This is a genomic window from Chlorobium sp. N1, assembly GCF_004332115.1.
Taxonomy (GTDB): domain Bacteria; phylum Bacteroidota; class Chlorobiia; order Chlorobiales; family Chlorobiaceae; genus Chlorobium.
The window spans coordinates 87,442-102,810 of the sequence record NZ_SJPA01000005.1 but is presented as its reverse complement, the minus strand read 5'-3'; the positions used below and the strand labels follow the sequence as shown (position 1 = coordinate 102,810).

Genomic DNA, 15,369 nt, shown 5'->3' with positions numbered 1-15,369 from the left:
ATTGAATCCATGAACAAGAAGAATCTCGCTATCATACTTATGGCTGTGCTGTGCAACCAGACGGCGTATGCTGATGAGCAGTCCGTGAGCTATTTGGCTGATGAGGTAGTCGTAACCGGCACCACCTTCTCCGAAGTGGAAAAGGAAAGTCCTCGGTTCATCACTGTCGTTGACAATGAGCAGCTGGTTGAAACCGGAGCCACCAACGCTATTGAGGCTCTTGCTCGAATCGGAGGCCTGTTCTATAAGTCGGGCGCTGCTTTCGGCATCAATAGCAGGGGAATGACCAGCTCTGTTGGAATCCGTGGTATTGAGGGCGGCGAGTTGGTTCTTATCAACGGGACGCCGATCCAGGAAGGTGCATCAAAAGGTTATGACCTGAGCACCATTCCCGTTGAGCAGATTGAACGGATCGAGGTCCTGAAAGGCACGGCATCGACCCGCTATGGGGCCGATGCGATGACCGGCGTGGTGAATATCATTACCAAAAGCCCTGATGATAAGACCGGGATAGCCGTCTCCGGTGAGTTCGGCAACAAGGATATGATGAACCATGCTGTGAGCTTGAATTTTCCCGATGTGACGCTGGGGCTTCACTATCAGCACATCGGGGCAATCGATGATATGGGCCGCCATTTCACATCTCACTATACCTACACGCTTGATGAGACTGATCGCTATGAAGTGAACGTCAATGCTTCACCGCTCAAAAACGTCTGGGTTGATTACCTGTATTCTCAGTATGAAACGGGGCTTGGCTATGCTTATGATGCTGGTTTCACACCAGGTTCCACATCTGCAGACAATGTTGACGAGGTCGGGTATGGGCACTTTCTTGACCTGCGCTATGAAACCGATAGCGCGAAGGTAAAACTCTACGGAAAATATGATACTCGAGACGAGACCGAATACCGGCTCGGAAGTATTATTCAGGAAAATGTCCGGGATACATACAACTACGGAGCCGAGGCTAACTATCGCTATAGGTTGGCTGATGGTATAGAGATTACTCCGGGCATGGATTATGTGCACCGTTATGTCAATTATGCCAATGACGAAAAAACCAAAGCTGATTTTCAGTATCAAAAATCCCGTGACGATTATGGGGCATTTGCGGAGTTGAGGGTGCTTGTTGGCGATGCCCTGGTCCTGACGGCTGCGGGTAGGGAGCAGTTTATCGATATGCCTGATACCAGACCGGACTATGACATTTTCCTGCCGAGCTCTGGCCTTACATGGAAGGCATCTGCCTCCACAAACCTCTTCGCCAATGTCGGGAAGGCCTTCCGTGCACCGACCTTTACGCAGCTGTATGGTTCCGGCTCGACCTTTCTCGCAAATCCTGACCTCAGGCCCGAATCGGGATGGAGCTATGAATCCGGTGCGAAATGGGATGCACGTAATGCATCAGTGCGGTTAGCCGCATTCACGATGCGATATGAGGATAAAATAGAGTATCGATATGTCGACAAGGCCATACAGTACTACAATGCCAATAATTATAAGACGACAGGCGTCGACTGGTCCCTTGCCATCTCGCCGTTTGGCGGCAATCCCGGGCTACTTGGCTCGGTATCTTTATCCGCCAACGGTTACTGGGCATACCCGGTTGCGGAAGACGAGGATGGTATAGAGTACCAGCCCGGTCCCAGGTTTCAGAACACTTTCGGGGCGGCATACGCGTCCAATGCTTTGGCAATCAATTTTAACTGCAGGATGTTGACAGGCCGTGAGGATTCGCTTCGTGATTATACGGCGTACGACGTTTCTGCCAGAGTAAAAGCCGGGCCCGGCAATATCATGATGGCCGTCGACAACCTTTTCGATACGGAAGTACAGACCATGGGAGAGCTCGATGCAGACGCATCTTCCAGATATGTGCGTTATGAACCCGGCCGATTGGTGCGTATCGGGTATTCAGTGAAATTCTGAAATCTGATTTCAGTACACACAAGAAGAACAGTTAAAGATGAAGCAATTACTGATTGCGATACTGTTTCCTCTCATCGTCGGCTGTGCCGGGAATGAGCAAACCATCGTGAGTCAATCGCCATATGTGACGCATACGCTCCAGTATTTGGGTCTTGAAGGAAAGATAGTCGGCGTCAGTAAGCATGACAGGCTGGATCGGCCGAGAACCGGGACAATCTTCAGGCCCGACAAACAGGCGATCACCGAATTGAAGCCGAAGTATATCATCACCTCCAACTGGACGCAAAAGCATGTGATTGATGAGGTCGTTCCGGAAGGCACGGTTCCGGTAGTGCTGGATGGCTTCAGGTCCATGGGGGAGATTGAGGAGAATCTTGTCAGAATCTGTGACGCATTGGGTGTTGCCGGAGGGCAGGAACAGGCAGAACGTTTTCATCATGAGTGGACGCAGAAAGCCGCACTCATCAACGGAAACAGCTCTCGTGTTCTTCTCCTTTCCGCCTGCACCGGTCAGCCGTATTCCTTCGGAAAAAAGACGTGGCTCTATGACCTGTTTCAACATGCAGGATTCGAGATTGTTGAAACCCATGAACATGTCCGTCATATCACGATAGGAAACGAGTTCAATGAAGTGAAAGATCTTGTCAATCATTTCAGGCCTGACTACCTTATTGTTTTTGAACGCGATATGGGTAAGGTTTGTTCAGCCGTGTCTATGGAAACCAATGTCAAGGTCATAAATCTTGATGGAGATTATTTTCTTCATCCCGCACCTGTAATTCTCAAAGGCCTCACTGAATTAAAAGCAAAGGAGCCGATGTGGCTCGATTGAACGCCCAATTTAGACTGAAACCACTAGCCGTCCTCGGCACGGCTTCCGATGTCGGCAAGAGCGTCGTGGCTACGGCGCTCTGCCGCATTTTCCGCAACGCAGGCATCGACGTGGCGCCCTACAAGGCCCAGAACATGTCGAACAACTCCGGCGTGACACCCGACGGCCAGGAGATCGGCCGTGCGCAGATCGTGCAGGCCGAAGCTGCCGGCGTGGTGCCGACGGCCGACATGAACCCGGTGCTGCTCAAACCCAACACCGATACCGGCGCCCAGGTGGTGCTGCAGGGGCGGGTGGACGGCAACCAGTCGGCGAAAGGGTACTTCCGCGATACCTCCCGCTGGGCTGCGGTCGCCCGCGAGAGCCTGCATCGGCTGATGGATGAGCATGAGCTGCTCGTAATCGAGGGTGCGGGTTCGTGCGCCGAGATGAATCTTTACGAACGCGATTTCGTGAACTTCCGCACCGCCCGCGAGGCCGGGGCTTCGGTCATCCTCGTGGCCGACATCGACCGCGGCGGCGTCTTCGCCCAGGTGGTCGGCACCCTTGCCGTGATCCCGCCGGAGGACCGGGCCCTCGTGAAGGGCGTCGTCATCAACCGGTTCCGGGGCGACATCGTGCTATTCGAAGAGGGGGTCAGGATGCTTGAGGAGAAAACCGGCGTTCCGGTGCTCGGCGTCATACCCTATTTCCGTGATTTCGCCATCGAGTCGGAGGACGCCGTTCCGCTCGGCTCGAAGGTCGACCCGAAGGCGGCTCCCTCAAAGGGCAGAACAGCTGTCGCCGCAATCTATTTCCCGCATATCTCCAACTTCACCGATCTGGCGCCTCTTGAGGAGGATCCTTCGCTGGAGGTGCACTACCTGCACAAGCCGCGTTCGCTCGAAGGGTACCACATGCTGGTGCTCCCCGGCTCGAAGAACGTGCGGGGAGATCTCGATTGGCTCCGGCGTATGGGATGGGAAGAGCCCATCGAGGCGTTCCGCCGGCGCGGGGGGCTCGTCATGGGCATCTGCGGCGGGTTCCAGATGCTCGGCCGCTCGATCTCCGATCCGCACGGCCTCGAGGGCTCGCCCGGATCCACTCCGGGGCTCGGCCTCCTCTCGGCCACGACGGTGCTCGAACATGGCAAGTGCCTGACCAATTCCGCCGGCGTGGTCGACGGGCACGGAATCGCCGCAAGCGGCTACGAGATCCATATGGGCCGTACAGAGGCTGCCGGCGGAGCGCGGCCCTTCCTGAAGGTCACGGGCCGCAACTGCCAGGCGGTCGAGGACAGCGACGGCGCCCGGAGCGAGGACGGGCGTGTTATCGGTACCTATTTCCACGGGATCTTCGACGGGGTGGCGCTCCGAAACTGGCTGCTCGCCCAGGCAGATCCCGCCTATGTCCCCTCAAGCGGCGGCATGGGGCGCAATGAAGCCTATGAGCTCCTTGCCCGGCATTTCTCGAAGCATCTCGACCTTGAGAGGCTTTTCGAGCTGGCCGGCATCCCGGCGGAGGGCCGCTCGTGAACGGGCTCTATAGCCATAAACACGGCGGCGCACCTGGCTCTGGAATGCTCGATTTCAGCGTCAACATCACGCCGCTGTCCCTGCCTCTGGAGCCCCTTACGCTCGACCTGTCGTCTTTTGCCCGTTACCCCTCCATCGACGGCTCTGCCCTCAGGGGGTTCTACGTCGAGCGCTTCGGTCTCGAGGCCGAACGCGTGCTTGCCATGAACGGCGCCGTCGAGGGCATCTACCTCATCCCGAGGGCCCTCGGGCTTCGGCGTGTCGTGGTTTTTGCGCCCTCCTTCCATGAGTACGAACGGGCTTCGCAGATCGCCGGTGCCGACGTCGTGAAGCTTCCTCTTTTGGACGAAGAGGGGTTCGCCTGTCCTTCGGCGGAGCGTATCGCCGGAGCGATGGCAGACGCCGACGCGCTGTTCGTAGGGAACCCGAACAACCCGACGGGGACGATGCTCGAGCCGGAATCGCTCATGGCGCTCGCACGGCGCTTTCCCGACAGATGGTTCATCGTCGACGAAGCTTTCATCCAGTATACCGAAGGGTTTCCCGACAACTCCTTCATGCAGCATGTCGGCCGCTTTCCGAACATCGTCGTCGTGCATTCGCTGACGAAGTTCTATGCCCTGCCGGGGCTCCGGCTCGGAGCCGTCGTGGCCCACCCGTCGGTAATCGGGCGGCTGCTCGACGCCAAGGAGCCATGGACCGTGAATGCTGTGGCTGAGCTCGTCGCCGGAAGGCTGACGGAGTGCCGAAAGTGGGAGGACGGGGTCCGGACGATGATCATGACGGAGCGCCGGCGCATGCGGGAGGCGTTCGAGGCTATCGAGCGTGTCGAGCTGCGCGGCGGCGCAGCCAACTTCTTCCTTGCCCGCTGGCATGACGGCCCGCTCGAGCGCCTGACGGACGCGCTCGCCCTCAACGCCATCCATGTGCGTGATAGCAGGAACTTCGACGGGCTGGAAGGGGAGTGGTTCCGCTTCGCCGTGCGGACACCCGAAGAGAACGACCGCTTCCTCCGGGTGTTCGGGGAGATGCCGGCATGATCGAATCGTTGTGGCTCGTCATGGCGGCCTTCGTGCTCGACCTTCTCGTCGGCGATCCGAGGTGGATGCCGCATCCGGTCCGGGGGATGGGGTGGCTTGCCGCAAGGCTTGAAGCGCTCCTTCGCCCGAGCCCCTTGCCGCTTCGCCTTTCCGGCACCCTTGCGGCGCTTCTCGTCGTCGGGCTCTCCGCCGTGGCGGCATGGGCCCTTGTCGCCGTTGCCGGCGCAGTGCATCCGCTGGCAGGCAAGGCCGTGTCGGTCGCAATCATGTACAGCTGCTTTGCGACGAGGGATCTTGCCGACCACGCGCTCGCCGTGCTGGGGCCGCTTTCTGCCGGCGACCTCGAGGCTGCAAGAACGAGGGTCTCCTGGATGGTCGGCAGGGATACCGAGTCGCTCGATGCGGCCGGCGTCGCGCTTGCAGCAACGGAAAGCGTCGCGGAAAACACGGTCGACGGCGTGACGGGTCCGCTTTTCTACGCGCTGCTGCTGGGTCCGGTCGGCGCCGTCGCCTACAAGGCCGCCAGCACTCTCGACTCGAGTTTCGGGTACCGTAACGAGAAATACCTGGAGTTCGGCTGGGCCTCCGCGCGTTTCGACGACCTGCTCAACCTGCTTCCCGCCCGCCTGACGGTGCCTGCCATCGCTTTTGCCGCACTGCCGCTGAAACTGCGTTTTTTTGATATCTTTAGGGCTGTCGGCCAAGGCGCCCGACTCCATGAAAGCCCGAATGCGGGCTATCCCGAGGCGGCCTTTGCCGGAGCGCTCGGCGTCTCGTTCGGCGGGGCTCGCAGCTACGGAGGGGTGCCGGACCAGGCGCCCGTGCTCGGTGTCCGTAAAGGCGAGTGCGGCGCGGTGACGCTGCGGAGCGCCGTCGGACTCATGCGGCTCACGGCGGCCGTGTTTCTTGTTGCCGGCGTACTGACTGCAGCCGCATGCTCTTTTTTACCCTAACCCAAAGACCCTCCCCACCAGAATGGAACAGAATGGATCGAAGAGGCCCCGCGTGCTTCTGTTTACCGGCAACGGCAAGGGCAAGAGCACCGCTGCGTTCGGCATGCTGGCCCGTGCGCTCGGCCACGGCATGCGCGCCCGCGTGATACAGTTCGTGAAAGCTGACAGAGAGGTCGGCGAAGAGAAGTTCTTCAGCGCATCTCCGCTTGTCCTGTGGTCACAGCACGGCAGGGGGTTCCTTCCCCGCGATCCCGAAAGCCCCGAGATGCAGCTGCATCGCGATGCCGCTGCCGAAGGGCTGACGGCCGCCCTCGCCGCCCTCGCCGATCCCCGCTATGACTTCGTGCTGCTCGACGAGGTCTGCTTTGCGCTTTCGCGCAACCTTGTCGAGGCCGGGCCGCTATTGAGGGCGATCGACGAGGCCGACAGCCGCAAGATCATCGTCCTGACAGGGCGCAACGCTCCGCAGGAACTGCTCGACGCGGCCGATACCGCCACTGAAATGACCATGCTGAAACATGGTTTCGAAGCAGGAATCCCTGCCCAGAGGGGGGTGGAGGATTAAGCTGCAGGAGCTCCATACGCGGCGGAAACGCGCGGTCTGTCTCGACAACCGCTTTACGTCCCCGAAGCCCCGGAGGGCCCGTATTGCGCTCTTTCTTGCTGCGGTGCCCATCCTGCTGCTCTTTTCGCTCATGATGGGGCCTTCCGGCATCGGCATTCCCGACCTTGAGACGGCCTCCGGCAGTGCCATCTTTTCGCTCCGCCTGAGCCGTCTTCTGATGGGGCTCCTCACCGGAGCCGCCCTTTCTGCCTCCGGCGTGGTCTTCCAGGCACTGCTCCGCAACCCGCTCGCCGAACCCTATGTCCTCGGGGTCAGCGGAGGGGCCGGTCTCGGGGCAACGATAAGCATCCTGCTCGGAGCCTCGCTCGCCCTGCCGCTCAGCCTTCCCATCGTCGCGTTCGTTTCCGCGGTGCTGACGCTTGTGCTGGTCTACGCTATTGCAAGCCAGGGGAGCGGAGGCCAGCCTTCCGTCTACAGCCTGATCCTCGCCGGCGTCATCGTCAGCGCCATCTGCTCGAGCATCATCATGTTCCTGGTTTCCAGCGCCAGCGTCGAGGGGATGCATAACGTCATCTGGTGGATGCTCGGAAGTCTCCAGCCCGCGTCCCCTTCCCAGCAGCAGGTTGCCGCTCTCCTTGTTGCGATTGGACTTGGCGGAGCGTGGGTGCTCTCCCGCCCCTTCAACGCTCTCGTGCTCGGCCGTGACATGGCCCACTACCAGGGCATCAATGCCGGCTTCGTCATCACGCTTGGCCTGCTGCTTGCAACCCTGCTTGCCGCCACCGCCGTTTCGCTCTCCGGCATGATCGGCTTCGTCGGACTCATCGTGCCGCACGTGGTCCGGGCTTCGTTCGGTCCCGACCACCGACGCCTCATTCCGCTCTCCGCGCTCGGAGGCGGCCTGTTCCTTGTGCTCTGCGATGCGGTGGCAAGAACCGTTCTCGCTCCGGTCGAGATCCCAGTCGGCGTCGTCACCGCACTTGCCGGCGGCCCCTTTTTCCTCATCATCCTGCAGAAGCGGATGAAACAGGCCTGGATCGGCTGACTATGGCTCACGACGCACTCTCGTTCCGGTCCGTATCGGCCGGCTACAGCCACCGCCTGGTGCTCGACCGGGTGAGCTTCTCTGTCCGGGAGGGCGAGTTCGTCTCGCTTATCGGCCCCAACGGCAGCGGCAAGAGCACCCTGTTGAAGACGGCGGCCTCCCTCATAAAGCCGATTTCCGGTTCGGTCGAGCTGTTCGGCCGCAGCGTCTCGCAGCTCAAGCCGAGGGAGCGCGCCTCACTCCTCGGCGTCGTGCCGCAGAAGCTCGATGCTCCGATGGCCTTCAGCGTCTCGGAGATCGTCATGAACGGCCGCGTAGGCTCCATGGGCCTGCTCGGCAGGATCTCGACACAGGATCACGACCTGGTCGAACGCGCGATGATCTACACCGACGTCCTGCCGCTCGCCGACCGGTACTTCGGCGAGCTCAGCGGTGGCGAGCAGCAGCGGGTGGCGCTTGCCATGGTTCTCGCCCAGGAGCCGCGCGTCATCATGCTCGACGAGTCGATTTCACATCTCGACATCAACCACCGCAACGAGGTCCTGCAGATCCTTCTGAACCTCAACCGCGAGCGGCAGCTGACGATCGTCCTCGTCAGCCACGACCTTTCGCTCTCGGCGGCCGTGTCCGACCGGCTGCTCCTGATGCATGAGGGACGGCTTGCCGCCGACGGGGCCCCGCACGAGGTCCTCCGTCCCGAGCTCCTCGGTCCCGTTTACGACTGCGAGCTCCAGGTGCGTCCCGATCCCTATACCGGTGCGCTCCAGGTAAGCGGGAACCTCGAGGGGCGCAAGTTGGCCGGGAGCTCCGGCCTCCGCACTCACGTGGTGGCAGGGGGAGGCAGCGGCATCGAGCTCTACCGCCGCCTCCTGCTCGAGGGGTTCGGTGTGACGACCGGCGTGCTCAACGAGCTGGATTCCGATGCCGAAGCGGCACGTGCGCTCTCCATCACCTCGGTGCTCGAACAGCCCTTTTCGCCGGTCGGCCCCATAGCCGCCGAGTGCGCCCGCATGATGGCGCTCGAGGCCGACGCCGTCATTATAAGCCATGTGCCGTTCGGTTCCGGCAATCTCGTCAACCTTGAGCTCGCCGACGATGCACTTCGTCGCGGACGGAGGGTTTTCATCGCGGCCGGCCTTGCCGAGCGGGACTACACCGACGGAAGGGCGGCCAGCCGCCTTCTCGAATCGATGACGGCCCGCGGCGCCCAATCATGGCAGACCATGCACGAACTCATCATGAAACTGCAACAGCAACCATCCTGACCCATGTCTTCACGCCTTCCGTTTCCCTGCCGGTTCGGGACCACCTCCTATATCAAACCCGACGAGATCATTCCCAACGTCGAGTATCTCAAGGACCGGGTCGACGACATCGAGCTCGTCCTCTTCGAATCCGACGAGTTCTCGAACCTTCCCTCACCCGACGACATACGCCGCCTCTCCGAACTGGCCGCAGAGCATGAACTGACCTACTCGGTGCACCTGCCGCTCGACGCCTATCTCGGCCATGCCGACCGGGACGAACGGGAACGTTCGGTCGAGAAGTGCCAGCGCATCGTCGAGCTGACCGAGAGCCTTCCCCGTTCGGCCTATGTCGTACACGCCGAGGCCGGCAAGGGCGTCGACCTCAGAGACTGCGACGCATCGAAGGTGTCACGTTTCCAGGATGCCTTCCGCTCTTCGGCCGCGCGGCTCATCGCCTCGAGCGACGCCTCTGCCTCGGAGTTCGCCGTCGAAACCCTCAACTACCCCTACGAACATATCTGGCCGGTGGTCGACGCGCTCGGCATGAGCGTGACGATCGACATCGGGCACCTCGTGCTCTTCGGCTACAGCGTCGAAGAGGCGATTGATCGGTACCTTTCGCGCACCAGGGTGCTCCATGTGCACGGAGTGCTGGACGGACGCGACCATGTCTCGCTTTGCCATCTCGACGCTTCGGTGCTCGATCTTGTCATGGAGCGCCTGCAGCGCTCCGGCGACATGGACAGGGTCTTTACGATGGAGATCTTCAGTGAGGAGGACTTCCTCGATTCCTGCAGCCTGTTCGAGAGACGAAGGAGGCGTGCGTGATGGACAAGCGGATCGTTTTCGTGACCGGCGGGGCGCGCAGCGGCAAGAGCACGTTCGCCCTGAATCTCGCGATGCAGCATGAGCGGCGTGTGTTCCTGGCCACAGCGGAGGCCTTCGACGGCGAGATGGAGGCGCGCATCCGACGCCACAGGGAAGAACGCAGCGATGCGTTCACGACCATCGAGGAGCCGGTGGGGATCGGCGAGGCGCTCGGCCGGGTGCCTGCAGGGACCGGCGTCGTGCTGCTCGATTGCCTCACCGTCTGGACGGGGAACCTCATGTACCGGTTCGGCGAGGACGAATCGGCCATCGAGCGTGAGATCGAAAGCCTTCTCGGCGTGTTGCGGGATCCTCCCTGCTCCGTCATCCTCGTCACCAATGAAACCGGCATGGGCATCGTGCCGGAAAACGCCATGGCCCGGCGGTTCCGCGACATGGCCGGCATCATCAACCAGCGCGCAGCCACCCTCTCCGACGAGGCCTGGCTGCTTGCGAGCGGTCTTCCCCTGAGACTCAAATAATCCCGTTTCCACCAACGATTCATCCGTAGTACGTCCCATGCAGCAGCAGTTCCAGGCACTAGTCGACGCCGTCCGCCCCGTTGACGGCACTCTTGAAGCTCCGGCACAGGCCCATCTCGACGACCTCACCAAGCCGCAGGGCAGCCTCGGGCGCCTCGAGGAGATCGCCAGGCAGTTCGTCATGGCGACCGGAAGCCTGAAGCCCGTGCTCGAAAAGAAGAAGATCTGCTGCTTCGCCGCAGACCACGGTGTCGCCGCCGAAGGGGTATCGGCCTACCCGGCCGAGGTCACCCCCCAGATGGTCTACAACATGCTTGCCGGCGGGGCGGCCATCAACGTGCTTTCGCGTCACGCCGGAGCAGAGCTCGAGGTGGTCGACATGGGAGTGAACCACGACTTTCCCGAAACGGCGGGCCTTCTGCAGAGGAAGGTGCGCCACGGCAGCAGCAATATGGTCGAGGGTCCTGCGATGAGCGGAGAGGAGACGCTGCAGGCACTCATGGCCGGGGCGGCCCTTGCCGTCGAGGCCGCCGACAACGGCTTCCACCTGCTCGGAACGGGCGAGATGGGCATCGCCAACACCACCCCGGCGACGGCGCTCTATTCGGTGCTGCTGGACATTGCCGTTGAAGAGATAACCGGTCGGGGAACAGGAATCGACGAGCAGCGGCTCGAGCACAAGAAAGCCGTGATCCGACGCGCGATCGAGTGCAACCGCGAGCGCTGCGCCACCCCTCTTGGTGCGCTTGCCTCTCTCGGCGGATTCGAGATCGCCGGTATCGCAGGCTTCATCATCGGAGCGGCCTCCCGGCGGCTTCCGGTCGTCGTCGACGGCTTCATCTCCTCGGCCGGTGCGCTTGCGGCCATGAAGATCTGTCCGGCTGCTGCGGGGTACCTCTTCTTCAGCCATCTCTCGAACGAACAGGGGCACCGGAGGGTGATGCAGGCGATCGGCACACGACCGATCCTCGACCTCGACCTTCGCCTCGGCGAAGGCACCGGCGGGGCCCTGGCCATGCACGTGATCGAGGGCGCTCTGCGGATCTACAACGGGATGGCGACCTTCAGCTCGGCAAGCGTCGCCAGGGGGGAGGGGGAGTAGCCCTATGCTCAAGGGACTCGTCACGGCGCTCCGGACCCTCCAGGTCTTTACCGTACCCGGCCGGGAGGCCCGCTCCTTCAGCTCGGCCCTTTACTGGTTCCCGCTCGTCGGGCTGCTGCTCGGCCTCTTGCTTGCCGGACTCGGCTGGCTTGGCCGTGAAGCGGGCTGGGACGGCCTGGGTGCCGCGCTTGCTGTCGTTGGGGCGCTGGTGCTGACGCGCGGCATGCATGCAGACGGCCTTGCCGATGTCGCCGACGGGTTCTGGGGCGGGCGCGATCGCGATGCGGCGCTCCGAATCATGAAGGATCCGAGCGTTGGATCCTACGGCGCGCTTGCCCTCGGCTCCATGCTGCTCCTGAAATGGGTGGTGCTCGAGCGCCTGATTGCCGCCGGACAGTTCGGATGGATCGTCTGCGGCGTCATCCTTGCGCGCACGGCGCAGGTCCAGCTGGCGGTCTGGTTGCCCTATGCCCGAAGCGGCGGCGGGACGGCCCGGGGGTTTGTCGAGGGCGCCGGTCCCGGCCACGCACTCCTCTCGGGCCTTGCCGCTTTTCTTCTGACGGTGCTTCTCTTCAGGCCGGCTCCCGCTGAAACCCTGTTGGCGTTTGCGGTTGCCGGCCTGGTCGTGCTCTCGGTCGGCTGGCTTTCCCTGCGGAAGATCGGGGGCATCACCGGGGACGTGCTCGGAGCCGTGAGCGAGGTGACGGAAATCGCTGTCTGGACGGCGGGCGCCCTCTTTTTCCTTCTCGCCTGAGCCTTCCTCGCTTCGTCGATCTCTGTTTGGTTCTATATGAGTATATGTTTATAATTGTCTTCCTGATTTTCGTTCGGGAAGCCTCACGCATCAATTTTCACCTCTATTCTGTTTCGATACTATGGACAACGATATGATCATTTCCTTCGGCGGCGGCAAGAAAGTCAATGCCGAGTTCAGGGGATTCACCATCAAGACCGACCAGTCCCCGAACGGTGGCGGCGAGGGATCGGCGCCGGAACCTTTCGCGCTCTTCCTGGCCTCGATCGGCACCTGCGCCGGCATCTACGTCTACTCGTTCTGCCAGCAGCGGGGCATTCCGACCGACAATGTCCGCATCGTGCAGTCCCATTTTCCCCGGGCGGACGGGCGCGGTGTCGCCAAAATCGCACTCAACATCGAGCTTCCGGCCGATTTCCCCGAAAAATATCGTGATGCCGTCGTCAACGCCGCCAACCTCTGCGCGGTGAAGAAGCACCTCCAGGATCCTCCGGTGTTCGAGCTTACGACCACGCTTGCCGGTTCCTGAGGAACGCGGCTGATCCGTCAATCTCCCAGAGGTTCTTTATGGAACAGGTTTTACCCACCCTGCATCTTCCTGTTGCCTTCCTTTCGCATCCATCCGCAGTGGCCGGCTTTCCGCCGGCCGTCGCACTCACGGCCCGCCCCGGTGCCACGTATGCGGTGTGAGGAAAACGATGGGAAGTGAGATGAAAAACACCCGTCCGGGCCGCCCGGTCCAGTGCCGCTGCGTCGGCGACCTGCCCCGCGTCACCTGCTTCAAGCCGGAAGGCGTCGCCCCGTCCCGCCTCAAGGACGTCGTCGTCACGCTCGACGAACTCGAGGCCCTCCGCCTCGCCGACAAGCTCGGCCACTACCATGCCGAAGCCGCCGAGTTCATGAAGATCTCCCGCCAGACCTTCGGCCGGATACTCCAGTCGGCACGGCGGAAGGTTGCCGAAGCCATCGTCGAAGGCAAGTCCATCTGCATAGAAGGCGGCAACATCACGGCGCACGACGGAAGCGGCCCCGCTTCAGATCCCGGTGTCTGCGTCTGTCTCCACTGCAGCTATCGCTCGGCTCACCACAGCGGCACCCCCTGCCGCACCGAGCGCTGCCCCCACTGCGGCCGGCCGCTCGTCAGGGAGGGGCGCTGCACCAGCCTCCGGTAAGCCGCAGCGGTAAAAAAGCAGTTTCATAATTATTGGCATATGCTTATAATGTTGTCACATTGTGCCTTCAGGGGCATGCTTATTCACGATTAACGGCAAACTGCAGTGAAAAACAAGAAACGGGCACTTATTCTCGGCGGCGGCATCGCCGGTGCCGAAGCCGCAATAGCATTCCGCAGGAAAGGGTTCGAGGTCGAGCTTGTCTCCGACCGCGACCACCTGTTCATCTATCCCATCTCGATCTGGATTCCCGTCGGAACGATGAAGTACGACGATGCCTCGATCGCCCTCGACAAACTCGCCCGCCGGCACGGCTTCACGCTGACCGTCGACCGTGTGACCGCCCTTGACGGCGAGCGCCGCAGGGTGACGCTCGAGAACGGCGGTGAGCGGAGCGAGGCCGACGTGGTGGTCGTGGCGCTCGGAGCGGCCAAGATCAAATATCCCGGCATGGAGCATGCACGTTCCATCTGCGCCTGCCCCGAGAACTCCCTCATCCTGAAGGAGAAGGTCGACGCCATCATCGCCAGGGGGAGCGGAAAGATCGCCTTCGGGTTCGGAGGCAACCCGAAGGACAAGAGCGCGGTGCGCGGCGGCCCGGCGTTCGAGCTCTTCTTCAACCTGCACCACAAGCTGAAGAAGCTCGGCATCCGCGACCGTTACGAGATGACCTTCTTCGCCCCGATGCCCCAGCCGGGTGCGAGGATGGGACAGAAGGCGCTCGACGCCATGGACTCGATGTTCAGGGCGAACAACTTCAAGACGCGTTACGGCAAGAAGATTACCGGGTTCGACGAGGGAGGGGTCAATTTCGAGGACGGAAGCCGTCTCGAGAGCGATTTCACCATGTTCATCTCCGCGCTCGACGGCCACCCTGTCATCCGTGCATCAAACCTTGCCCTCAACCCGTCGGGCTTCATCCAGATCGACGACTACTGCCGGATCCAGGGCGTGGAGAACTGGTACGCGATCGGCGACTCGGCCGCGCTCGAGGGACCGGAGTGGAAGGCCAAGCAGGGCCATCTGGCCGAGACCATGGCCGTCAACGCCGCCCACAACGCCGCAATTGCCGTGAAGGGCGCCCCCGGAGAGCCGAAAGGGTACCAGGAGCACCTGAACATCCTCTGCGTGATGGATATCGGCAACGGAGCCGGATTCGTCTATGCCGACGGCATGAAGGAGATCTTTTTCCCCATGCCGATCGTCGGACACTGGCTCAAGCACGGCTGGGCCCACTACTATCGATTCTCGAAGCTCGGCAGGATGCTGCGCACCTCGGGCGTCTAGGCTGAAGCCGTTCCACCAGGGACCCCGGCGGCCTGCTGCCGGGTCTCCCACCACTCCTTCCCGTAGTCGTAGAACAGCTCTTCCCCCTTCGCGACCGCTCTTTTGGCGTACAGTACGAGGACCGGCCCTGTTTGGGACTCTTCCAGCCAGTAGGCCACGTTGGGCTCGAACGAGTGGTTGAAGAGCATCCCGTATCCCATCACCACCAGCCGCGACTGCTCGCTGTTGCCGTAGAAGACATAGTTGAGCAGTTCTCCGCCAACGTCCCTGTCCGTCACCTCGAGGACCGGGCACCGTTCGATGATCTCCCCCTCGCCGATCGGCTTCGTGGCGAAGACGCCCCTTCCGGCCACGCTCGACGCACCGACCTGAAGTTTTCCGTGCCCGCCCGTGCCGGGCGCTCTCCTGCGCATTGAGAGCGCTGCGGCGCCGGTCAGGATTCCAAGAATGAAGATGATCGCCTGAACAAAAAGGGTCGTGCTCGACATGCCGTGCGGGTTGGGGTTGCTGAACCATGGAGTGGGGAATGTTACAAAAAAAACGGCGTTCCTCCCTTCCCCTCCTCACGGAAATGATA

16 protein-coding genes are annotated in these 15,369 nt (G+C 61.6%); 15 read left to right on the top strand and 1 reads right to left on the bottom strand.

The features are described from left to right. Nucleotides 1-9 precede the first annotated feature (9 nt). From E0L29_RS07920 to E0L29_RS07850, 15 genes are all read left to right on the top strand, one after another. Nucleotides 10-1,932, top strand: coding sequence for a TonB-dependent receptor (locus E0L29_RS07920; protein ID WP_131357358.1), 1,923 nt, complete (start codon nt 10-12; stop codon nt 1,930-1,932). A gap of 37 nt (nt 1,933-1,969) precedes the next feature. Beyond that, complete coding sequence (locus E0L29_RS07915; RefSeq protein ID WP_131357355.1) at nt 1,970-2,764, top strand: ABC transporter substrate-binding protein; 795 nt, start codon at nt 1,970-1,972, stop codon at nt 2,762-2,764. Continuing rightward, entirely contained in the window at nt 2,752-4,278 is a 1,527-nt protein-coding gene (locus tag E0L29_RS07910) for a cobyric acid synthase (RefSeq protein ID WP_242664322.1), read from the top strand. The genes E0L29_RS07915 and E0L29_RS07910 overlap by 13 nt, the downstream gene beginning before the upstream one ends. Further along, nucleotides 4,275-5,318 carry a threonine-phosphate decarboxylase CobD gene (cobD, locus tag E0L29_RS07905; RefSeq protein WP_131357352.1) on the top strand — a complete coding sequence of 348 codons (1,044 nt, stop codon included), beginning with the start codon at nt 4,275-4,277 and terminating at the stop codon, nt 5,316-5,318. Before E0L29_RS07910 ends, cobD begins: the two co-directional genes overlap by 4 nt. Further along, on the top strand, nt 5,315-6,271 hold the full coding sequence (gene cbiB, locus E0L29_RS07900; protein WP_131357349.1) for an adenosylcobinamide-phosphate synthase CbiB: 957 nt from the start codon (nt 5,315-5,317) through the stop codon (nt 6,269-6,271). Before cobD ends, cbiB begins: the two co-directional genes overlap by 4 nt. Before the next feature lie 22 nt (nt 6,272-6,293). After that, nucleotides 6,294-6,836: a cob(I)yrinic acid a,c-diamide adenosyltransferase gene (locus E0L29_RS07895; protein ID WP_131357347.1), complete on the top strand. Its 543-nt coding sequence runs from the start codon at nt 6,294-6,296 to the stop codon at nt 6,834-6,836. Then, nucleotides 6,790-7,881 carry an iron ABC transporter permease gene (locus E0L29_RS07890; protein ID WP_131357344.1) on the top strand — a complete coding sequence of 364 codons (1,092 nt, stop codon included), beginning with the start codon at nt 6,790-6,792 and terminating at the stop codon, nt 7,879-7,881. Before E0L29_RS07895 ends, E0L29_RS07890 begins: the two co-directional genes overlap by 47 nt. 2 nt (nt 7,882-7,883) lie before the next feature. Continuing rightward, nucleotides 7,884-9,146, top strand: a complete 1,263-nt coding sequence (locus tag E0L29_RS07885; RefSeq protein WP_131357341.1) for an ABC transporter ATP-binding protein — start codon at nt 7,884-7,886, stop codon at nt 9,144-9,146. 3 nt (nt 9,147-9,149) lie between these two features. After that, entirely contained in the window at nt 9,150-9,956 is an 807-nt protein-coding gene (gene cbiR, locus E0L29_RS07880) for a cobamide remodeling phosphodiesterase CbiR (protein ID WP_131357338.1), read from the top strand. After that, the gene (gene cobU / locus E0L29_RS07875) at nt 9,956-10,477 is read left to right on the top strand and encodes a bifunctional adenosylcobinamide kinase/adenosylcobinamide-phosphate guanylyltransferase (RefSeq protein ID WP_131357335.1); all 522 of its coding nucleotides are present in this window, start codon (nt 9,956-9,958) and stop codon (nt 10,475-10,477) included. The genes cbiR and cobU overlap by 1 nt, the downstream gene beginning before the upstream one ends. A gap of 37 nt (nt 10,478-10,514) precedes the next feature. Further along, the gene (gene cobT, locus E0L29_RS07870; protein ID WP_131357332.1) at nt 10,515-11,579 is read left to right on the top strand and encodes a nicotinate-nucleotide--dimethylbenzimidazole phosphoribosyltransferase; all 1,065 of its coding nucleotides are present in this window, start codon (nt 10,515-10,517) and stop codon (nt 11,577-11,579) included. A gap of 4 nt (nt 11,580-11,583) precedes the next feature. After that, a complete protein-coding gene (locus E0L29_RS07865; protein ID WP_131357329.1) occupies nt 11,584-12,333 on the top strand; it encodes an adenosylcobinamide-GDP ribazoletransferase in 750 nt (249 codons plus the stop codon). Nucleotides 12,334-12,454: 121 nt separating this feature from the next. Next, entirely contained in the window at nt 12,455-12,862 is a 408-nt protein-coding gene (locus E0L29_RS07860) for an OsmC family protein (protein ID WP_131357326.1), read from the top strand. 181 nt (nt 12,863-13,043) lie between these two features. Then, nucleotides 13,044-13,505 (top strand): DUF134 domain-containing protein, encoded by a 462-nt coding sequence (locus E0L29_RS07855; protein WP_131357323.1) that lies wholly within the window; start codon nt 13,044-13,046, stop codon nt 13,503-13,505. A gap of 105 nt (nt 13,506-13,610) precedes the next feature. Next, nucleotides 13,611-14,792 carry an FAD-dependent oxidoreductase gene (locus E0L29_RS07850; RefSeq protein ID WP_131357321.1) on the top strand — a complete coding sequence of 394 codons (1,182 nt, stop codon included), beginning with the start codon at nt 13,611-13,613 and terminating at the stop codon, nt 14,790-14,792. On the opposite strand, the gene E0L29_RS07845 is transcribed toward E0L29_RS07850, so the two are convergent. After that, entirely contained in the window at nt 14,789-15,280 is a 492-nt protein-coding gene (locus E0L29_RS07845; protein ID WP_131357317.1) for an SET domain-containing protein, read from the bottom strand. The two genes, E0L29_RS07850 and E0L29_RS07845, sit on opposite strands and share 4 nt — an antisense overlap. Between the last annotated feature and the right edge of the window lie 89 nt (nt 15,281-15,369).

Coding starts and splice junctions, on each gene's coding strand:
- cobT (WP_131357332.1), top strand. CDS start 10,515: ATGCAGCAGCAGTTCCAGGCACTAGTCGACGCCGTCCGCCCCGTTGAC.
- E0L29_RS07845 (WP_131357317.1), bottom strand. CDS start 15,280: ATGTCGAGCACGACCCTTTTTGTTCAGGCGATCATCTTCATTCTTGGA.
- cbiB (WP_131357349.1), top strand. CDS start 5,315: ATGATCGAATCGTTGTGGCTCGTCATGGCGGCCTTCGTGCTCGACCTT.
- E0L29_RS07890 (WP_131357344.1), top strand. CDS start 6,790: ATGGTTTCGAAGCAGGAATCCCTGCCCAGAGGGGGGTGGAGGATTAAG.
- E0L29_RS07855 (WP_131357323.1), top strand. CDS start 13,044: ATGAAAAACACCCGTCCGGGCCGCCCGGTCCAGTGCCGCTGCGTCGGC.
- cobU (WP_131357335.1), top strand. CDS start 9,956: ATGGACAAGCGGATCGTTTTCGTGACCGGCGGGGCGCGCAGCGGCAAG.
- E0L29_RS07895 (WP_131357347.1), top strand. CDS start 6,294: ATGGAACAGAATGGATCGAAGAGGCCCCGCGTGCTTCTGTTTACCGGC.
- E0L29_RS07865 (WP_131357329.1), top strand. CDS start 11,584: ATGCTCAAGGGACTCGTCACGGCGCTCCGGACCCTCCAGGTCTTTACC.
- cbiR (WP_131357338.1), top strand. CDS start 9,150: ATGTCTTCACGCCTTCCGTTTCCCTGCCGGTTCGGGACCACCTCCTAT.
- E0L29_RS07860 (WP_131357326.1), top strand. CDS start 12,455: ATGGACAACGATATGATCATTTCCTTCGGCGGCGGCAAGAAAGTCAAT.
- E0L29_RS07885 (WP_131357341.1), top strand. CDS start 7,884: ATGGCTCACGACGCACTCTCGTTCCGGTCCGTATCGGCCGGCTACAGC.
- E0L29_RS07920 (WP_131357358.1), top strand. CDS start 10: ATGAACAAGAAGAATCTCGCTATCATACTTATGGCTGTGCTGTGCAAC.
- E0L29_RS07915 (WP_131357355.1), top strand. CDS start 1,970: ATGAAGCAATTACTGATTGCGATACTGTTTCCTCTCATCGTCGGCTGT.